Here is a 2,371-nt window from a genome sequence, read left to right on the forward strand (position 1 = left end):
GGACGCCTCGGCGCCCCCAAGCGCCTCACCCTCGCCGACAGCGTCGACGCCCGCCGCGTCTGAACGGACGGGGCTGACCGACGCCGGCCAGCCCCGCCCCCTCCGATCGGGCGCCCCCCGTCAGGCACGCACCGTGCCTCGGGGTCTCCTGCCGCCGACGCGTCCTTGCCTCCGCGACAGGCCACCGTTGCCGCCAAAGCCGGTGGCCCGCAATAGCCTGTTCGCTGCACATCGAGATCCTGGATCGGAGGCGCCGGGCGGCACGGTGGACATCGGCCGCCGGTCTGTTCGCCGGGCGAGGCTCCGCCAACGCAAGTGGTACGGTACGGATGCCTCGCCAGCCGGATTCGAGAGCAAGGATCGGGATGCGGCTCCGGGGATTTCGGGGCAGGACAGGCTGCGACGCGGCCGCGACAAGCGGGGGCCGCCCCTGGACGACGGAGGACGTTGCCCCATGCGGCGCGCTGACACCCATCCGGAGTGGGACGACCCGAGCGCCCCCGATGACCCGGACGCGCAGCGATGGGCCGCGCTCACCGCCCGCGACGCGCGGGCCGACGGCACCTTCGTCTACGCCGTTCGCACCACCGGCGTGTATTGTCGCCCCAGTTGCCCCTCCCGCGCGGCCAACCCGGAGAACGTGAGCTTCCACGCCACCTGCGATGCAGCCGAGGCCGCGGGCTTCCGCCCGTGCCGGCGCTGTCGGCCCAACGACGCGACCCTGGCCGAACGGCACGTCGCCGCGATCGTCCGGGCCTGCCGCCTGATCGACGCGGCCGAGACCATGCCGACACTCGAAGGCCTCGCCGCGGAAGCGGGCCTGAGCGCCTTCCACTTCCACCGCGTCTTCCGAAGGGTCACCGGCATCACGCCGAAGGCCTACGCGACGGCCAAGCGGGCCGAGCGCGTGGCGCAGCGCCTGCCCGAGGCCGGGACGGTGACCGAAGCGGTCTTCGCGGCCGGCTTCAACGCGTCGAGCCGCTTCTACGCTGAAGGCCCGGATCGACTCGGGATGCGCCCATCGGCCTATCGCACGGGAGGCGCCGGGACGGCGATCCGCTTCGCGGTGGCCGCGTGCTCCCTCGGCGCGCTCCTGGTGGCGGCGACCCCCCGGGGCCTCTGCGCGATCCTCCTGGGCGACGATCCCGACGCCCTGGTCCGCGATCTCCAGGACCGCTTCCCCAGGGCCGACCTGGCGCCCGGCGATCCAGCCTTCGACGGGTGGGTGGCGACGGTCGTTGGTTTCGTCGAGGCGCCGGGCCGCGGCCTCGACCTGCCCCTCGACATCGGCGGCACCATCTTCCAGCAGCGGGTCTGGGCCGCCCTTCGCGCCGTCCCGATCGGCACCACGACGACCTACGGCGCGATCGCCCAGGCCATCGGCGCCCCGACATCCATGCGGGCCGTGGCCCAGGCCTGCGGCGCCAACCCGCTGGCGGTCGCCATCCCGTGCCACCGGGTGGTCCGCGCGGACGGGTCGCTCTCCGGTTATCGCTGGGGCGTCGCGCGCAAGCGCCAGCTCCTCGACCGCGAGGCGGATGCGCGCTGAAGGTCTCGCCGCGCGCCTGACGGTTTGAGAGAGCAGGTTCGACGTGTCGGGTTCGACGTGGCATGGGAGCCACAGGTCACGATCACAGGGTGTCCGACCCGTCGCGCCCCCTCTTTCCACGGGGTAGAAGCGACTTCGGCATTCCCGGACGCGCGATGCGCATGAATGGACGTCGCGGTTCGCGTCCGGCCCGACCGGCCTCCCTCCCTACGGCGTGACCCGCCCCCGCTCCCGTGGTCGAAACCGGCATGGCCGCTGTTCCCCGTTCTCCGCGTTCCCAGGCCGTCGCGCCCCGAACTGCGGCCCCGCGAACCGGAGCCGTCCGGCTTGCCCTCGTCGCCGTCCTTCTCTCCGCGTCGAAGGTGCGCGCCGAGGAGGCGGGCGGGATCGTGCTGGAGGAGCTCTCGATCACGGCCGAGGGTCGCCCGGCACCGGCCGGGGTGCCGTTCGGTGTCTCGGCGCCCCCCGGTTCCAGCCCGAGCGTGATCGAACAGCCCCTGGGCGCCACCGCCACGCGCGTCGGCCGCACCGACACGATCGAGAACCGGCCCGCCACAAGCCTCGGATCGGTGCTGGTGAACAGTCCCGGCGTCACCGTGCGCCCGGGCAATGGGGGGCGCGACGTGGTGATCTCCATCCGCGGCAACAATGCCCGCTCCACCGGTGTCATCCGGAACATGGTTGTGCTGGAGGACGGCTTTCTCCTGACCCAGCCGGACGGCGCCTCGCGCTTCGACCTCGTCGATCCGCGCGCCTACGGCCGCATCGACGTGTTCCGCGGTCCGCAATCAGCGCTCTTCGGCAACTACGCCACCGGCGGCG

At 73.1% G+C, this 2,371-nt stretch carries 2 protein-coding genes; both read left to right on the forward strand.

What is annotated here, in order from left to right; translation table 11 throughout:
• The first annotated feature begins 454 nt into the window (after nt 1-454).
• Entirely contained in the window at nt 455-1,549 is a 1,095-nt protein-coding gene (gene ada, locus ASF18_RS05745; RefSeq protein ID WP_056350122.1) for a bifunctional DNA-binding transcriptional regulator/O6-methylguanine-DNA methyltransferase Ada, read from the forward strand.
• Between the two features lie 248 nt (nt 1,550-1,797).
• Nucleotides 1,798-2,371: Plug domain-containing protein (locus ASF18_RS24570; protein WP_244472589.1), on the forward strand; the 574-nt coding region annotated here is incomplete at its 3' end.

This window comes from Methylobacterium sp. Leaf89 (genome assembly GCF_001422215.1).
GTDB lineage: Bacteria > Pseudomonadota > Alphaproteobacteria > Rhizobiales > Beijerinckiaceae > Methylobacterium.

Excerpts from the sequence above, each read along its gene's own strand:
- ada (WP_056350122.1), top strand. The coding sequence starts at position 455 with ATGCGGCGCGCTGACACCCATCCGGAGTGGGACGACCCGAGCGCCCCC.